This window comes from Vibrio sabulosilitoris, from assembly GCF_055391395.1.
In genome coordinates, this window is the sequence record NZ_AP029599.1 from 1,383,866 (window position 1) to 1,399,198 (window position 15,333).

The 15,333-nt window shown below is 50.4% G+C and carries 16 protein-coding genes; 11 read left to right on the forward strand and 5 right to left on the reverse strand.

Features of this window, described 5'->3' with window-relative positions; all coding sequences use genetic code 11:
* Window positions 1-115 precede the first annotated feature (115 nt).
* Window positions 116-1,174, forward strand: a complete 1,059-nt coding sequence (locus tag ACZ5R2_RS06615; protein ID WP_464901521.1) for a DUF2066 domain-containing protein — start codon at window positions 116-118, stop codon at window positions 1,172-1,174.
* 49 nt (window positions 1,175-1,223) lie between these two features.
* Here ACZ5R2_RS06615 and ACZ5R2_RS06620 read toward each other — a convergent pair whose 3' ends face one another.
* Both ACZ5R2_RS06620 and ACZ5R2_RS06625 read right to left on the reverse strand, forming a co-directional pair.
* Window positions 1,224-1,652, reverse strand: a complete 429-nt coding sequence (locus ACZ5R2_RS06620) for a DUF2069 domain-containing protein (protein WP_464901522.1) — start codon at window positions 1,650-1,652, stop codon at window positions 1,224-1,226.
* A 108-nt stretch (window positions 1,653-1,760) separates the two neighbouring features.
* Window positions 1,761-2,678, reverse strand: a complete 918-nt coding sequence (locus ACZ5R2_RS06625; protein ID WP_464901523.1) for a LysR family transcriptional regulator — start codon at window positions 2,676-2,678, stop codon at window positions 1,761-1,763.
* Between the two features lie 95 nt (window positions 2,679-2,773).
* Between ACZ5R2_RS06625 and ACZ5R2_RS06630 the strand changes: the two genes are divergently transcribed.
* Entirely contained in the window at window positions 2,774-2,944 is a 171-nt protein-coding gene (locus ACZ5R2_RS06630) for a hypothetical protein (RefSeq protein WP_464901524.1), read from the forward strand.
* A gap of 11 nt (window positions 2,945-2,955) precedes the next feature.
* Window positions 2,956-3,855, forward strand: a complete 900-nt coding sequence (locus ACZ5R2_RS06635; protein ID WP_464901525.1) for a DMT family transporter — start codon at window positions 2,956-2,958, stop codon at window positions 3,853-3,855.
* A 10-nt stretch (window positions 3,856-3,865) separates the two neighbouring features.
* On the opposite strand, the gene wrbA is transcribed toward ACZ5R2_RS06635, so the two are convergent.
* Genes wrbA through bepA form a run of 3 tightly spaced genes read right to left on the reverse strand, consistent with a single transcriptional unit; the run spans window position 3,866 to window position 6,272 of the window.
* Window positions 3,866-4,429 carry an NAD(P)H:quinone oxidoreductase gene (wrbA, locus tag ACZ5R2_RS06640; RefSeq protein ID WP_464901526.1) on the reverse strand — a complete coding sequence of 188 codons (564 nt, stop codon included), beginning with the start codon at window positions 4,427-4,429 and terminating at the stop codon, window positions 3,866-3,868.
* Window positions 4,429-4,773: an arsenate reductase (glutaredoxin) gene (gene arsC / locus ACZ5R2_RS06645; protein ID WP_464901527.1), complete on the reverse strand. Its 345-nt coding sequence runs from the start codon at window positions 4,771-4,773 to the stop codon at window positions 4,429-4,431. The genes wrbA and arsC overlap by 1 nt, the downstream gene beginning before the upstream one ends.
* Window positions 4,774-4,811: 38 nt before the next feature.
* A complete protein-coding gene (gene bepA / locus ACZ5R2_RS06650) occupies window positions 4,812-6,272 on the reverse strand; it encodes a beta-barrel assembly-enhancing protease (RefSeq protein ID WP_464902322.1) in 1,461 nt (486 codons plus the stop codon).
* Between the two features lie 183 nt (window positions 6,273-6,455).
* Here bepA and ACZ5R2_RS06655 point away from each other — a divergent pair, with 183 nt between their 5' ends.
* The 8 genes from ACZ5R2_RS06655 (at window position 6,456) to ACZ5R2_RS06690 (ending at window position 15,302) form a co-directional block, all read left to right on the forward strand.
* Window positions 6,456-6,680 (forward strand): sulfurtransferase TusA family protein, encoded by a 225-nt coding sequence (locus ACZ5R2_RS06655; protein ID WP_464902323.1) that lies wholly within the window; start codon window positions 6,456-6,458, stop codon window positions 6,678-6,680.
* A gap of 3 nt (window positions 6,681-6,683) precedes the next feature.
* A complete protein-coding gene (locus ACZ5R2_RS06660) occupies window positions 6,684-7,757 on the forward strand; it encodes an AI-2E family transporter (RefSeq protein WP_464901528.1) in 1,074 nt (357 codons plus the stop codon).
* A 225-nt stretch (window positions 7,758-7,982) separates the two neighbouring features.
* Window positions 7,983-9,857: a methyl-accepting chemotaxis protein gene (locus tag ACZ5R2_RS06665; RefSeq protein ID WP_464901529.1), complete on the forward strand. Its 1,875-nt coding sequence runs from the start codon at window positions 7,983-7,985 to the stop codon at window positions 9,855-9,857.
* 169 nt (window positions 9,858-10,026) lie between these two features.
* A complete protein-coding gene (locus tag ACZ5R2_RS06670) occupies window positions 10,027-10,470 on the forward strand; it encodes a HupE/UreJ family protein (protein ID WP_464901530.1) in 444 nt (147 codons plus the stop codon).
* A gap of 130 nt (window positions 10,471-10,600) precedes the next feature.
* Window positions 10,601-12,130: an ABC transporter substrate-binding protein gene (locus ACZ5R2_RS06675; protein ID WP_464901531.1), complete on the forward strand. Its 1,530-nt coding sequence runs from the start codon at window positions 10,601-10,603 to the stop codon at window positions 12,128-12,130.
* On the forward strand, window positions 12,120-13,067 hold the full coding sequence (locus tag ACZ5R2_RS06680; protein ID WP_464901532.1) for an ABC transporter permease: 948 nt from the start codon (window positions 12,120-12,122) through the stop codon (window positions 13,065-13,067). Before ACZ5R2_RS06675 ends, ACZ5R2_RS06680 begins: the two co-directional genes overlap by 11 nt.
* Window positions 13,064-13,852, forward strand: coding sequence for an ABC transporter permease (locus ACZ5R2_RS06685; protein WP_464901533.1), 789 nt, complete (start codon window positions 13,064-13,066; stop codon window positions 13,850-13,852). Before ACZ5R2_RS06680 ends, ACZ5R2_RS06685 begins: the two co-directional genes overlap by 4 nt.
* Window positions 13,845-15,302, forward strand: coding sequence for an ABC transporter ATP-binding protein (locus ACZ5R2_RS06690; RefSeq protein WP_464901534.1), 1,458 nt, complete (start codon window positions 13,845-13,847; stop codon window positions 15,300-15,302). Before ACZ5R2_RS06685 ends, ACZ5R2_RS06690 begins: the two co-directional genes overlap by 8 nt.
* Window positions 15,303-15,333: the final 31 nt, after the last annotated feature.

Sequence of the window (15,333 nt, forward strand, 5' to 3'; positions counted from 1 at the left end):
CTTGCTGATGGGCAGAGACTTGCTTATCATCGTCCTCAGTCGCTCTGACATCATAGCCAGTTACAGGTCTTATGGCCGTAGCGAGGGCAATATCGACAGCAACATTAGGATCAGTATGCGTAAAATTGCATTGTTTATTATTAGCCTGCTCAGCTTGCCCGTTTTGGCTATGAGTCAGGTGAATCTTTATCAATCGTCGGTTGTCATTGACCCGGCGGCAGCCAATGGCGATCAGCAGGCACGCGCAAAGGGGCTTGAGCAGGTCATTGTGCGAGCCTCAGGTGATGCCGATGCTGCGAGTAACCCGGTGATCCGTAAAGCACTTGGGCAGACGTCGCGCTATGTGAGACAGATAAGCTATGCCTCTCGAGACGAGGACCAAGTCATTCGCCTCGTGTTCAGTGAGCCAGCGATACGCGAGCTGCTTGTTCAGGCAGAGCTCCCTTACTGGCCTGCAAGACGTCAGACCGTCTTGGTATGGTTGGCAGAAGACAGTCCAGAGCAGAGAGCGATCAGCTGGGAATACGCAGATACCGAGTTTATGCGTGAGCTGAAACAGCAAGCGCGATTACGTGGCGTACCATTGACTTTCCCTCTAGGGGATTTTGAAGACATGACCAGTATCGAGGTGTCGGATATTTGGGGTAACTTCACCGCAACGGTTGAGGCGTCGAGTCAGCGCTACCCGGTTGATGGGGTGCTGGTGGTGCGTCGTGATGCACGCAATACACGCTGGAACCACTATGCGCAGCAGCCAAGTGATGGCCTGCGTAACACGCAGCGTGATAGCGCCTCAAGCATTGAGGCGGCTGAGCAGATCATTGACCAGCTTGCGACCTACTATTCACAGCACAACGCATTGCAAAGCAATGTACAAAGCGCTGGTCAAACAGTTGTGACGTTTGAGAATGTCGTCAAGGCCTCACAGCTATTTAAACTGGAGCGTGGTCTAGAGGCCCTGAGCAGTGTGGCGAGTGCCAGTGTAGTACAAGTCCAAGCGGATAGGGTGACATTTGAGGTCGAGCTGCTTTCGTCACGCGGGGTATTCGAGCAATCAGTGCAAGAGGCGCTGGGAAATATCGTGGCTGAGGACAGCGCAGCTGAAGTGCCACAGCCTGCTGTGCAAGTGCCAGAGCCTGATTTGGAATCTGAACCGTTAACCTTTGCACTTTAATTTTGTGATACGAGGACTCAACCGAGTCCTCGTTGCTATGCCTTGAAATCTACTCCTTTACATCATACTTCTGCTTTTCAATTCGCTCCAATTCAGAGATCTTTTTTAGTCTTTGCCCAAGCTCTCTACCTCGCATTCGAGCATACAGGGTATTGGCAATAAAGGCGGCAGAGACAATCACGAGCTCGATAATCGCCAGCCAACGCTCACCCTCATCAAGATAAATGATTGTCAGGCTGTGAAGAAAGTACAGCATCAGGATAAAGTTGGTCCAGGCGTGAGTATAGGGTTTGCCAGCCAGCATCCCAGGTAAGGGCAGTAATAGTGGCGTCGCCCATAGCAAGGTTAAGGCGATTGGGCTTATCTGTGGGTGGGGAGATAGGGTCGATTGCCACACAACCACCCAGGTCAGTAATGCCAAGTGGGCGCAGAGGGCAAAATAACGAACCCGGCGTGTGGTTGTGGTGAGGTTATCCATGTCGATATCAGCCTTTCTACTTATGATAAAACAAGATGTTACTTGAATGTAACAGCATAACATACCCCAACATGCGCCGTCTTTAGCCGCTAGCAGTGATGAGACGGATTAAAAAGACTGCGGCAATCGCTGCTCAACGTAATCAATGAAGGCCTTTATCTGGGTTGGCACAAACTTAGATTGAGCGTACTGGGCGACGATATCACCCTGATAGTTACCACTCACGTGCCAATCAGGGAGTACAGCAACCACCTGCCCGCGCTTGATATAGGGCTGGATTGTGAACTCAGGGAAGACTGATATACCGATTCCTCGAAGCACAGACTCAAGACGGATCTCAGAGTGATTGCAGACAAAGGACCCAGTGACATTGACGATGTGCTTTTGCCTGCCGTTGCTCATTTCCCACAGGCAGTCACGCGGGTTCTCTCCCAAGCGGATACAGTTGTGCACCTCCAACTGCTCTGGATGGACAGGGGCGCCATTTTCGTTGAGGTAAGACTGCGCAGCCACCATCAGCAGTTGACAATGCCCAAGCGTGCGTGAAATTAGGCCTTCGGTTGGGGAGTGAGTGATTTGGATCAAAATATCCACTTCGTCACCAATTGGGTCGATGTAGTGGTCGGCCACCTTGAGTTGCAGTTTCACTCTGGGATACTCGTTGATGAAGTCCATCACGATAGGCATCAGAGCTTGCCTTGAGAGCGCCTTTGGCGCTGCCACCCGCAAGGTACCTGAGACCTCGGAGCGATCGGATTGGGCAGCGCGGACTGCAAGTTTTGCTGCATCAAGCATATCTTTACACAGGACGAATACCTCTTGTCCGATTGGGGTGAGGCGCATTTTACGCGTAGTGCGTTCAAGTAACTTTTCCGTCAGGGCCGCTTCCAAGCGCAACACTGTGCGAGATACTGATGAAGGAGCAACTCCAAGGTGATGAGCTGCTTTGGAAAAGCTCTCTAGCTCAACCACTTTGACAAACACGGCCATCTCCGGCAGTAAGGGAATAAGCTTATTTGTGTCCATAGCGCAATTATCCTGTGCAATTTTGCAATATTGTTACTCTGAGGTTATGTATCAATACTTATGTGGTCAAGAATGTATCAATTGAAGGGGTGGCAATGAAGCTCATTTCTCGCCAAGACTTTGACCGTCACAATGCTCAGCAGCTAAGAGAGCAACATTATCAGTGGATCGATAGCGATTCGACGCTCAATCGGCTGAATGTCTCTGCGTGTGTCAACACGCCAATAGGTATGCGTGATGTGTTGGTTATCGCATTTACCAAGTAGGGAGGCTAACCATGTCCACTCTAGTTGATACCTTAAACCGAGGAGCACGCTTTCCTTTTACCGAGCTACTGCTACTCGCTGTGGCGATTGTCTGGGGATCAAGTTACGGCTTAACCAAATCAGCCTTGGTGTTTACATCAGTACTCGGCTTTATTGCCGTGCGCTTTAGCTTAACGAGCTTACTACTGATGCCATTCGTGGTGCGAGACTTTCAACATGGTCACAATCGAGATTGGCTGGTCGCACTGCCTACTGGAGGAGTACTTGCGGCGATCTTTTTCTGTGAGGTTTATGGTGTTTTTCACACCGGCGCGTCGAATGCCGCTTTTTTGATCAGCCTATCGGTGATCTTTACGACTGTGGCAGAGCGTTTGATTAACCGAAAGGCCGTGGGGCAGGGGATAGTGCTACTGGCTTTTTTAAGCGTGATTGGCGTATTTTTGCTCACTTATCAAAGTGAGCGCAGCTGGTCGTTGAATCGGGGGGATTATTTCATTCTCGGTGCCGCGCTGCTTCGAGCCTTAATGGTGACATGTACCAAGCAATTGACCGAGGGGAAACAGGTTACTACGGTAACCTTGACGGCATTGCAATCGACAACCGTAGCTGCCAGCGCATTGTTGGTTATGGCGTTGAGTGGTGATTCACTCACACTGCCTAACAGTGGGGCTTATTGGCTGATCACCGCGTACCTAGTGGTGTTTTGCACCTTGTTTGCTTTTGCAGTACAAAACTACGCCGTGCGTCGCACCTCGCCGACCCGAGTTTCCTTGTTAATGGGCAGTGAACCCTTGTGGGGCGCACTATTTGCTATCTTTTGGCTTGAGGAGAGTCTGACTTGGGTACAGGGCGTCGGCGCCGCCTTGATCCTTGTCTGTGTGGTGGCGGCGTCACTGCGCCAAGAACGATGAGAGATGAAAGCTAGACGTCTTTGAGCCTGCAGGCTGCCTTAGCAAGACGGACGCCCAAACTTTGCGCCAGTTCGCTCTCATGTGAGCTGAGCGAGTGTTCGTCGCCAACCGCGGTGGCACCGTAAGGGGTTCCCCCTGATTGAGTGGTATGCAGCGCAGGCTCACTATAGGGAATGCCCATAACCAGCATGCCATGATGAAATAGGGGCAGCATCATGCTTTGTAAGTTGGTTTCTTGGCCGCCATGTAGGCTGCTTGATGAGGTAAACACGCAGGCCGGCTTATCGATGAGCGCACCACTAACCCACAACTGGGTAGTTTGATCCCAAAAGTGCTTGAGAGGGGCGGCCATATTGCCAAACCAGACTGGGCTGCCGAGGGCGAGGCCATCACAATCGGCTAAGTCGGCCAAGTCCGCGACAGGATCTTGCGCCGCTTGAGTACTCTCCAACTCACTGACGGTCATGAGCAATGCCTCACAGCCCTTAACGGACTCAACACCGCGTGCGATATGACGCGCGAGCAGGCGCGTCTTACCGTGTCGGCTGTAATAAAGGACCAGAATCCTAGCCATTAAACAATCTCAAGTACTTGCTCAGGTGGACGACCCAATCGAGCTTGGTCATTATTAACCACAATCGGACGCTCAATCAGTTTTGGGTGCTCGGCCATCGCGGCAAACAGCTGATCGTCGTCGGCGAGTTTCAGCTCAAGTTGCTTGTAGATGTCCTCTTTGACGCGCATCATCGCGCGCACATCATCAAGGCCAAGTTTAGTAAAAAGTTGGCGCAGTTCCGCTTGCTCTGGCGGGGTCTCAAGGTATTTGATCACCTGTGGGTCTATACCTTGCTCTTGCAAAAGAGTCAGGGTTTGTCGGCTCTTTGAGCAGCGTGGGTTATGATAAATGATGACTGACATAGTGATTCCTTTGGTTATTGTTGTTGGTTCTAGCGCGGCTATCTCAGATTGAGAAAGCGGTCGCGCTGCTCCATTAGTTGGTCAATTCTGGCGTCATAGCGCGCCTGTTTTAAACTACCTAGCTCGGCAATCTGACCGGCTTGGGCGTAGAGTTGGATAGCACGATTCCAGTTGGCTTTGAGCGCTAGAATTTCTGCGCGCGCCGCCAGCTCTTCATCGCGATTGCCCAGCGCGTCACTGACTTCTGATAGCAGATGCCAGCCGTTGACATCTTCTGGGTTGTCGTGGGTATAGCGTTGCAAAATTCGTGCAGCGTCAGTGTATTGCTGGTCCTTGAGCAGCACGTTGGCGTAGTTGATCGTCAGTACGTCGTTGCGAGGGGTTTGCTTAAGTGCTCGTTGTAACTTATCAATCGCTACTTTTGGCTCACCTTTCTCAATATAGAGATCAGCAGCCGCATCCAGATAAAACAGGTTGTTCGGGTCGCCAGCGAGCAACTTAGTCAAAATTGGTTCGGCTTGGTCAAGCTTCTTGCTATCAAGATACACTAAGGCACGGCCGTATTCGAACGCATCAGCGAGCTTGGCGTCGCTTCGACGTTGGGCACGTTCCATCCAGTCGAGAGCAGCATCACTATTAATCCCGGCGTAGCGCGCCACTATCCGACTGCGAGCAAGGTGGTAATCGAGCGAGGGCATGATACGCAATGGCGGGTATTGTTGCGCACGCTCGCGTGAATCTGTGACACGATCTTCTGGGAGTGGGTGAGTGAGTAGCATGGGTGGTGGCTTACTCGCATAGCGGTACTCATCAGCAAGGCGACTGAAAAATCTCGGCATCGCGTTAGCCTCAAAGCCCGCCTTCGCCATGGTAGCGAGACCGAATCGGTCCGCTTCTTTCTCGTTGCTGCGCGTGTAATTGATCTGGCTTTGCATACTGCCAGCAGCGGTAGCAGTGATCGCCGCGATACCGGCCTCAGGCGCGGCGATAGCAAGGAGTAAGGAGCCTGCAAGGGCAGCGATAGTCGCAGGGCTACGGCGAGCTTGGTCTTCCATCGAGCGAGCGAGGTGCCGTTGGGTGACGTGCGCAATCTCATGCGCGACGACAGAGGCCAGCTCACTCTCCGTTTTGGCATGCAGAAACAAGCCAGTATGCAGGGCGACATACCCGCCGAAAAAAGCGAACGCGTTGATATTGCGATCACTAATCATAAAGAAGGTAAACGGGGTTTTGACGTCGTTGGCGTTGGCGACTAAGCGATGACCAAGGCTGTCAATGTATTGATTTAGCACAGGGTCGTTGACGATCGGGTAGCTATTTCGCAACATGCGCATATAGGCCTCACCATACACCGACTCCTGTGCAATACTCAGAGTGCCTCCAGCCGCTGTGCCTATGTTCGGCAATTCGATGGTGTCAGCGTTCACGCTGGTTGGAAAAGTCAATGCAGCACTCAAGGTGAGCGCGAGCAACGAGCGTGGACGGAAAAACGTGTTGATAGCGGTTACTCCATAACATCGGGACTGTACCCTTTGGATCTTCTACTACATTGACAACACAAATGCCAACGAGTTTCAACCGAGGGAGTGTATCATTTCTATACATTTCTTTGTACGCCAATCGCTTTTGACGTTGATAAAAAGCAGATACAATGTTCAGACAATAATCTTTGTAACTTGCTGATGCCTGACAACTACCTAGACCTAACAGAACAACGTTGCCCGCAAGCTTTGCTACTCTTCAAGCGCTTCTGGCTCAAAATGCCGAAAGGCTCCGTGGCGAATGTATGCTTACAAGATCGGGCTTCTTATCGCGACATAGAACGCTATATGATTGCTCAGTCAATTTCTTATACTCTCCATCAGTCAGGTGATGAGATTAATATCAGTCTAAAAAAGGATAAGTAATTAATGTTTGAAATGGTGCGGCGCTGGTATCGAAGACGCTTTTCTGACCCAGATGCAGTGAGCTTGGTGGCAATACTGATCTTTGGGTTTATTACTATCTACTTTTTTGGTGGGCTGATCGCCCCCTTGCTGGTGGCCATTGTGTTTGCTTACCTGCTTGAGTGGCCAGTCGGTCAACTGACTCGAATCGGCATGCCCCGAACACTGAGCGTCATTCTCGTCGTGACGTCATTCTGTGGCTTGATGCTATTGGCTGTCTTTGGTCTCGTCCCAACGGTATGGCAGCAGGTGGCCAACCTAGTCAACGATCTTCCAAAGATGTACACCGACCTGCAGGTGTTTGTTGGCGATCTCCCCAAACGTTACCCGGAATTAGCCAATCTGCAGATTGTTGAAACCATCATCGATAATGGTAAAAACCAGGTGTTGGCTTTTGGTGAAACGGTGGTTAAGGGCTCACTGGCTTCGCTGGTTAGCCTTGCAACACTAGCGGTTTACCTGGTGCTAGTACCGCTTCTAGTGTTCTTTTTGCTCAAAGATAAGCAAGAGATGTTGGTGATGCTGACTGGTATCTTACCCAATAACCGTCGATTGGCGACGAAGGTATGGGTGGAGATGAACGAACAAATCTCAAACTACATTCGCGGTAAGGTGCTGGAGATCTTAATTGTTGGCGGTATCAGCTATATCACTTTTGCCCTGATGGATCTGCGTTACTCGATTCTTCTTGCGGTGGCGGTTGGCTGTTCGGTACTGATCCCATACATTGGCGCGGCGGTGGTGACGGTGCCAGTGGCGATCGTTGGTCTGTTCCAGTGGGGGTTGAGCAGTGAGTTTTATTGGCTGCTGCTTGCCTATGGAGTGATCCAAGCCCTGGATGGGAATGTGTTGGTGCCGGTTCTATTCTCTGAGGCCGTTAACCTCCACCCAGTTGCGATCATTATCGCTGTACTGGTATTTGGCGGTATGTGGGGGTTCTGGGGTGTGTTTTTTGCTATTCCACTGGCAACCTTGGTTAAGGCGGTATGGAATGCCATACCTGTCAATGATGAGCGACTTGAACCCACCAAGTCATAACGGGTGCAAAATACGCGTATCGAAAAAGCAGCTCCAGTGAGAGCTGCTTTTTTATTACTAACAACCTTATTGCTAACAACATGGCGAATAAACTAAAATTTTGCCTCTTTTTTTAATCTCGGCGGGCGACATGGCGCCGTCAAAGAGTCAACGGATCACACAGAGTACTGGCACCATTTAAGTCAATTTGTCACTTAATTGAGATGGTGTTACTAGAGGAAGTCAATGAAATTTAGCCATAAAATAGTTATTGCATCATCGCTTTTGATGCTAATGACCGTCAGTGTTTTGTCTTTTCAGCAAGTAACCACCGTGCGTAGTGAAGTACAAGCATTAGTAGGGAGTAGCTTGAATGAGATGCTTAATGGCGCGCGCAATACGGTGGCGACAGCGATTGAGCACAAACGCTCGCTTGCTAAAACGACGACTGAGTCTATGGAGATCAATCCCAACGACACGAGCTTCATACGTGACCTTATTGAGCGCAATGAGGTAAAGAGTGGGTTTATGGCTGCGGGGCTTGGTTATCAGAGCGATGGTCTGTTTATCGAAAACGATGATAACTGGACAGCAGATGCCAGCTTCGACCCGCGTCAGCGCCCTTGGTATATCGATGCGCAAAATTCTGGTAATGACCAGGTGGTGACTGAGCCTTATATTGATGATTCGACTGATACCGTGATTATCTCTATTGCTAATGCCGTATATGACCAGGGGCAGTTGGTTGGCGTGGGATTTTTTGACGTCGACTTAGGTATTTTGGCGGAGATTACCAACAGTACCAACTTGATGAATGCAGGGTACCTGTTTGTGGTGACAGAAACGGGTACGGTTATTGCCCACCCTGATAGTGCGATGAACGGTCAGTCGATAGACCGATTCCTGCCGGGTGTGGCTATCGCAGAACGCTTGGTTGAGCATGAGATTGACGGGCATCAGTATCTGGTCAATTTCGCCCAAATTGCCGGTGAGCCTTGGTATGTTGGTGCGATTATCGATGAGAAGGTGGCATTTGCTGCCGTGGATAATTTACGCAATAACGCGGTGGTGATGGGGCTGATAGCCGTTTTGATCAGTATTGCCGCTTTGGGGCTCTTGATTAAGGTGTTGATGCGCCCACTGGTTGAACTTAATCAGGCCCTTAAAAATGTCGCGTCGGGACAAGGTGATCTGACCAAACGCTTAGATACCAATACTGATGCAGAATTTGCCGAACTGGCCCAGAGCTTTAACGCCTTTAATGCGAGTTTACAGGCACAGATCATCGACTCTAAAGCCATTTCGGACCAAATCAAGCAAGGTTCCGAGCTGACAGTGGCTAACTCTGAGCAAGCATCAGTGGCGATGCAGGCACAACAGCTAGAATTGGAGCAGTTGGCCACGGCGATGAATGAGATGGCCGCAACGGCGAATGAAGTGGCGAACAATGCCCAGGGTGCAGCTAGCGCAGCCCAGCAGGCGGATACTGCCACAAGTGAAGGCTCGGTTGTCGTTGAACACACCACGGTGGCGATTGACACCCTATCGGCACGTATCGAGCAGGCTGTGGAGCAAGTGCGTGGGCTCGAGAGTGCGACGGGCAATATTGAGACGATCCTTAAGGTGATCAACGATATCGCCGACCAAACTAACCTGCTGGCCTTAAACGCGGCGATTGAAGCGGCACGTGCGGGTGAGTCTGGGCGAGGATTTGCCGTGGTAGCAGATGAGGTGCGAACCTTGGCACAAAGAACTCAGCAGTCAACTACAGAGATCCGCACCATGATTGAGCAATTGCAAGTGGGTACTCGCTCAGTGTCGATGACCATGTTGGAAAGCCGTGCACAAGCTAATGAAACGGTCGCAAGTGCACAAGGGACCAGCCAGGCTCTACAGCGTATTCGTCAGTCGATTGAGCTTATTTCAGACATGAATTTGCAAATTGCCTCAGCGGCAGAAGAGCAGAGCTTAGTGGCCGAGGAAATCAATAACAATACAATAAAAATTAAAGATCTATCAACTCAAGTTGTCGACGCGGCGACCGATGCCAATCAAGCCATGATTGAGCAAATGAATGGTGTTGAGCGTCAACAGCAGTCTTTAAACCAGTTTGTGGTGTAAGTCAATTTGATGTTTAGATAAAGGCATCGCCAGCGAATACTGGCGGTGCCTTTATTGTTTTCAACACTCGCAGAAAATGCATATTAGGGTTATTTAGGCCTATTCCAGCTGAAATAAAATCACAACATAGATGCTTTAACGTGTGCGACAAACATGCTGAGGTAATCTGATGAAGTTGTTATTGATTGTTTTGCTGCTATTTCCCGCCGTTGCGTTCGCCCACAGCGCTGAATCCACAGCGGGCTTTCTAAGCGGTGTCGTGCATCCAATGACGGGCTGGGATCACCTGTTAGCCATGATTGCAGTGGGTGTCTTAAGCAGTCGATATGGCGGAGCGACGATTTGGCAGGTTCCGGCGGCATTTATCGCTTCAATTTTGGTGGGATTGTATTTGGGTGAGAGTGGCCATAGCCTCAGCCATTACGAGCCAGCCATCGCTTTCTCATTAGTTCTCTTTGGTGCCTTGATCGTCTATCGCGCAACGCCGCCCTTACTGGTTATGTTAACCATTGTGCTGTTTTTTGGTGTTTTCCACGGCTACGCGCATGGGATGGAGATCAGTGGACTTATCAACCCAACCGGTTTTCGTAAAGGCTTTTTATGGGATCGGTGATCATTCACGTGATGGGTGTGATGCTCGGAATGGTGCCACAGCAATACCGTCGTTATCACTATGGTGTTATGGTTAGCGGTTACGGTTTTATTATTACCGGTTGTATAAGTTTGATTTACGGATAAGTAAGATGTTGAAACATGGAATATTTGCTGTCGCCTTTGGTCTGATAGTCTGGCTATTGCTGGACTATCAAGCGGTGGACAAAGACACTACCTTGACGATTGGGGGACCATTTGAGTTTACCAGCCAAGATTTGGCCAAAGATGGCTATATCTACACGCGTTTGCAAGTGGCGGAGTCACTCGTCGAGGTTCAGCCCAATGGCGAGTTAGCGCCAAAGTTGGCGCGCTCCTGGCATGTCAGTGAGGATGGCTTAACTTGGCAGTTTAAGCTGCGCGAGGATGTTGTGTTTCATGACGGTCAGCCACTTGACGCGGCGAGTGTACTCAACTCTTTTGAGCAGGCGCTAAAAAAACCAGGCGTGCTACAGCAACTTCCACTTAAGCGTATGACCAGCTCGGGCCAAAGCATCAATATCGAATTAGAACAACCATTTCGCCCACTTCTGTCAATATTGGCGCATTTTTCAGCCGCGATCTTGTCACCAAAATCGTTCGATCTTAAAGGGAATGTGGTTGATATCAAGGGGACTGGACCGTATCAGGTGGCGGTTTTAGCACCTCCGCATAAGCTCAACGTTGCTCGTTTTGAACACTACTATGGCGAGCGACCAAAGATAGAAGAGCTGCACTACCTTACTGGTCACCGTGCTGAAAGCCGTGCTCTGCAGGCACAAAGTGGGCAGGCGGATCTTATCTACACACTCGACCCAGCAAGCCTGGATATGCTGAAACGCTCGGAGGTGGTCGATGTTGTCAGTGAGTCGATTCCAAGAACCGTGGTGATCAAGCTCAACAATGAGCATCGTTTCCTCAACCACGAAAATGTGCGCCAAGCATTGAGTTTGGCACTCGATCGCGAAGGTATCGCATCGCATATCGTTCGCGTACCAGACTCACAGGCGTATCAACTTTTTCCACCAGCACTTAGCCATTGGCACATCGAGGGAGTTGAGAATCAAAGTCGTAATCTTAACCTTGCTAAATCCTTATTGGCGGAGCAAGGGTGGCAGCTTAATAGCGATGGCAACCTAGTACGTGATGGCGAGTCCTTTGCGCTGAATTTGGTTACTTACGCGGATCGACCTGAGTTAACCGTGATTGCGACTGCCATTCAAGCGCAATTGAGGGAGCTAGGTATTGATATCGATATTACAGTCGATAACTCGAGCGCTATCCCAAGAAGGCATCATGATGGGACATTGGAGCTGGCCTTGGTTGCACGCAACTTTGGCACTCTTTCTGACCCTCTGGCGCTGTTGCTCGATGATACCGCTAGCCACCATGGCAGCGACTGGGGACATATGAATTGGTCTTCTGCTGAGCTCAATCAGATCTTTAGTCAAATGATGTCAGCACCAGAGAGTGAATACTCACGATTAAGCCAGCAAGCTGCCACGATTCTTGCGACGGAGATGCCATTGATCCCCGTAACTTTCTATACCCAGCAAGTCGCAGTTAATAAGCGTATTCAAAACTTTGTCTTTGATCCGTTTGAAAATAATTATCGCGCCTCGGAGATGTATTTTGCTAAGTAAAATTCTGCTGCGTCGGGCAGGTCAGGCGGGCTTGGTCGCTTGGGCGGTGGGCACGCTCACTTTTGTGCTGATGCGGCTGTTGCCCGGCGATTTTGCCTATCGCATAGCGGCCGGACGCTATGGTTATGACTATGTCAATCAAGCTGCGGCTGAGGCGGTGAGCGCTGAGCTTGGTCTAGACCGTCCAGCCCTAGTTCAATATCTTGAGTGGTTACTCAATCTACTTCAGTTCAACCTTGGTGATTCGCTGGTCAGCGGTAATCCCGTAGCGCAAGAGTTGTATCACCAATTGGGCCACTCGTTGCAATTGGCGTTGTTTGCAACCTTTTTCTCATTGCTGATTGCCATCCCTCTGGGGGTATATGCGGGGCGTCATGCAGGCTCTAAAGGAGATAAGATCTCGCTGGTCTTTTCAATTATAGTCCGCGCGCAGCCGGTATTTGTTGTCGGTTTGATCTTGGTTCTGCTTTTTGCGCTTAAGTGGCGTTTATTGCCAGTCGCTGGATTTGGTAGCAGTGAATTTGTGATTTTGCCTGCGTTATCACTGGCTTTAGCCATGGCTGCGTTATCCAGTCGGATGATCCGAAATGCCACTTATGATGTGGTCAACGCGCCGTATTATCGTTTTGCACGATATAAGGGGCTGAGTGAGGCGCAGGCATTTACCCATCACGCCCAGCCAAACATCACCTTGCCCGTGCTCGCTTTCGTCGGTATTCAAGCGGTGGGGTTGATTGAGGGGATAGTGATGATTGAGTCGCTGTTTTCTTGGCCTGGTATTGGGCATGCACTTGCCCATGCAATCTTTGGTCGTGATGTGCCTATGATCCAGGGCGCGGCACTGATGATGGGGCTTATCTTTGTTGTCCTCAACACCCTGGTAGATTTAATTGCATATGCCTTAGACCCGAGACAAAGAGAGGGTGCTCTAGCATGAGAAAATTAGCTTTATCACAGCGAGTTGGGCTGATGATGCTCTTGAGTGTCTTGGCCTTCATCGTCCTTGAGGCGGTATTTTGGGGCAGTGATCCTGCTAAGCAAAACCTAGATAAGGTGTTTGCACTGCCTGACTTTGCCCACCCACTAGGCACTGATCAGTTTGGGCGCAGCAACCTGGCAAGGCTATCGAGTGCCCTGCAGACCTCCTTGTTGATGGCACTTTTTTGTGTGGCGACCTCTGCAACCTTGGGTGTTGTCCTCGGGGTGCTTGCGGGTTGGTGTCGTGGTTGGGTGGATGCGGGGCTCTCTTTCTTGGTCAATATTTTACTCGCGCTCCCCGGTCTTATTCTGGTACTTCTGTTTGGCGCCTTGGTGCCAGGATCTTTCTTCATCTTGTATGTAGCGATATCCATGGTCCTGTGGGTTGAGTATTTTCGGGTTATTCGTGCCCGAACCATGGCTTTGGTACAGTCGCCAGAAATCGAGGCCGCGAAGCTGTATGGTTTTGGTCCAAGATACATCTTCGTTAATCACCTATGGCCGAATTTTCGAAAAGACGTGTTCACGCTAGCCTGTTTTGGTGCGGGGAACTCCATCTTGGCCCTGGCTTCGATTGGATTTGTCTATGTAGGACTTAAGCCACCTCACGCCGAACTGGGCTTGATGATGGTGGAGCTGTTCCCTTATTACAGTGATGCTGCTTGGGTGCTGCTTCAGCCGATGTGTGCTGTGGTGGTATTGGTATTGAGTTTTCATCTAATCGCGAGGGCTGAGCGTGTCTGATTTGATTGTTGAGATTGAATCTTTAACCATTCAATCATCGAGCGCCAAAATTGTTGATGACCTCTCTTTGTCACTGTACTTGGGGCGTCCGGTGACGATTTTAGGTGAGACAGGCTCGGGGAAGAGTATCCTAGCCCAAGCGATTATGGGCGCGCTCCCAAAAGGGCTCACCTGTCAGGGCTCCGTTAAGGTTTTCGGTCGTGATGTCCAAGATCGCGATTATATTGAATCCCTGTGGGGCAAGAAGGTGACCATGTTGCCTCAAGAGCCTTGGCTCTCTCTGGACCCTGTTATGCCAATCGAAAAACAGATTGGTTTGGTTGAGACACTGGTGTGTCAACGTGATAAGGCGTCGGCTTATCAAAGGGTGAAAAAGCGACTCGGCCATCTGGGTATCGGCAAAGATGGACATAAAGTGCCGAGCCAGCTTTCCGGCGGCATGGCTCAGCGCGCGGCTTATCTGTGTGCGACGGCTGCTGGTGGCGAGATCTTGATCGCTGATGAGCCAACCAAGGGGCTGGATCAGTCACGTGCCAAGCAGATCACTGAGTTGTTGCAGCAACACAGTCAACATAAAGCCCTGCTGACGATTACCCATGATATCGATGTCGCACGAGCGCTCAAAGGCGAGGTCATTGTGATGCGCCACGGTGTTATCGTCGAACGAGGTGACAGTGAACAGGTACTAAATGCACCGCAGTCGATTTATGCAAAGCAGCTCATTACCGCACATCAGGCGGATTACTCGCCGTTTCGAACGCCACCTAGCTCACAGCCAGTTCTGCTTTCGGCGAATAAGCTAACCAAGCAGCGAGGCGGAAAGACACTCTTTCGCGACCTAAGCCTTTCGATTCGTGAAGGGGAAATTATTGGTATTAGCGGGGATAGTGGTGCAGGCAAGTCAACCCTAGCCGATATTTTACTCGGATTAACCGGCGCTGACTCCGGAGAAGTAGTTCGGGATGATACGCTCGCCGTTGGTAAGGCGCTCAAGTTGTACCAAGACCCTCCGGCAGCGTTCGCCCAAACGTTGACCTTGGGCAAGCACCTAAATGATTTGTGTAAGCTACACCAGCTCGATAGTAGGCAAATCCCGCCTTTACTTGAGCAACTTAACCTCAATGAGGCCTTATTAACCCGTAAGCCCGGTCAGGTATCTGGCGGTGAGCTGCAGCGTTTTGCCATGCTGCGTGCACTCGTTATGCAGCCAAAGTTGATCGTCGCCGATGAGCCCACCTCAAGGCTGGATCCATTAGTTGGCTATCAAACTATGACCTTATTTCTTGAGCAGGTCACGCGACTGGGCTGTGCAACTTTGTTGATCAGCCACGATATCGCGATGCTGAAACAGGTATGCGATCGAGTTATTCATATCGATGATTCTCAGGCTTGTGCAGCGCCAGACGCTACACAAGCTGCCTCTTTGGCTCTTGCTGCGTCAAGCAACTGAGTCGTAAGTTAAGGCAAACGGTGGGAAAGAG

Bases quoted from the DNA above. Each gene is read 5' to 3' on its own strand.
- ACZ5R2_RS06635 (WP_464901525.1), top strand. From the start codon at position 2,956: ATGTCCACTCTAGTTGATACCTTAAACCGAGGAGCACGCTTTCCTTTT.
- arsC (WP_464901527.1), bottom strand. From the start codon at position 4,773: ATGTCAGTCATCATTTATCATAACCCACGCTGCTCAAAGAGCCGACAA.
- ACZ5R2_RS06675 (WP_464901531.1), top strand. From the start codon at position 10,601: ATGTTGAAACATGGAATATTTGCTGTCGCCTTTGGTCTGATAGTCTGG.
- wrbA (WP_464901526.1), bottom strand. From the start codon at position 4,429: ATGGCTAGGATTCTGGTCCTTTATTACAGCCGACACGGTAAGACGCGC.
- ACZ5R2_RS06620 (WP_464901522.1), bottom strand. From the start codon at position 1,652: ATGGATAACCTCACCACAACCACACGCCGGGTTCGTTATTTTGCCCTC.
- ACZ5R2_RS06685 (WP_464901533.1), top strand. From the start codon at position 13,064: ATGAGAAAATTAGCTTTATCACAGCGAGTTGGGCTGATGATGCTCTTG.
- ACZ5R2_RS06615 (WP_464901521.1), top strand. From the start codon at position 116: ATGCGTAAAATTGCATTGTTTATTATTAGCCTGCTCAGCTTGCCCGTT.
- ACZ5R2_RS06655 (WP_464902323.1), top strand. From the start codon at position 6,456: ATGCCTGACAACTACCTAGACCTAACAGAACAACGTTGCCCGCAAGCT.
- ACZ5R2_RS06660 (WP_464901528.1), top strand. From the start codon at position 6,684: ATGTTTGAAATGGTGCGGCGCTGGTATCGAAGACGCTTTTCTGACCCA.
- ACZ5R2_RS06630 (WP_464901524.1), top strand. From the start codon at position 2,774: ATGAAGCTCATTTCTCGCCAAGACTTTGACCGTCACAATGCTCAGCAG.
- ACZ5R2_RS06625 (WP_464901523.1), bottom strand. From the start codon at position 2,678: ATGGACACAAATAAGCTTATTCCCTTACTGCCGGAGATGGCCGTGTTT.
- ACZ5R2_RS06670 (WP_464901530.1), top strand. From the start codon at position 10,027: ATGAAGTTGTTATTGATTGTTTTGCTGCTATTTCCCGCCGTTGCGTTC.
- ACZ5R2_RS06665 (WP_464901529.1), top strand. From the start codon at position 7,983: ATGAAATTTAGCCATAAAATAGTTATTGCATCATCGCTTTTGATGCTA.